At 79.0% G+C, this 563-nt stretch carries 1 protein-coding gene; it reads left to right on the top strand.

Translation table 11 applies throughout. The features are described from left to right. Positions 1-563: ABC transporter transmembrane domain-containing protein (locus HMPREF3159_RS12040; RefSeq protein WP_141748203.1), on the top strand; the 563-nt coding region annotated here is incomplete at both ends.

Raw genomic sequence — 563 nt, 5'->3', positions numbered from 1 at the left:
GCCGGCCCGTCGGCCGCCCTCCCCGCCGCGATCGGCCTCGCCGTGGCCGCACTGATCGGGGTGGGTCTGCGCGCGCTCGCGTCCACATCCCTGGACGGCGCCGGCTCCCGCGCCGCGACCGGGCTGCGCTCCCGCCTGCTGCACCACCTCCATCGCCTCAGCCCCGGCCGGGACATCGAGGACCTCGAGGGCGCCGCAACCCCGCTGCTCGAGGACGTGGCGAGCCTGCGCGACCTCGTCGGCCGTGCCGGACCGCGCCTCCTCGGGGCCGTGATCGCGCTGGTCACGCTGCTGATCACGGTGCTCGCGATCGCCCCGTCCCTGGCTGCCGTGCCGATCCTGGCCGCGGTCCTCGCCGCCCTGGTCAGCATCCTGGCCGGACGCAGCGGGGCACGCCGCGAGACCGCCGCCAGGACGGACGCCGCCGCCCTCGCGGACACCGCCCAGGAGCTCCTCGCCGCGACCCGCACCGTGCAGTCCTACGGCCTCGAGGACCGCGCCGCCGGCACCCTCGCCGAGGTCGGGGCCCGTGCCGCCCGCTCCCGCTCCGCCGCCCGCCGCGG

The organism is Brachybacterium sp. HMSC06H03 (genome assembly GCF_001807385.1).
In the GTDB taxonomy this organism is placed as follows: Bacteria; Actinomycetota; Actinomycetes; order Actinomycetales; family Dermabacteraceae; genus Brachybacterium; species Brachybacterium conglomeratum.
This window is presented reverse-complemented; position numbering and strand designations above follow the sequence as displayed.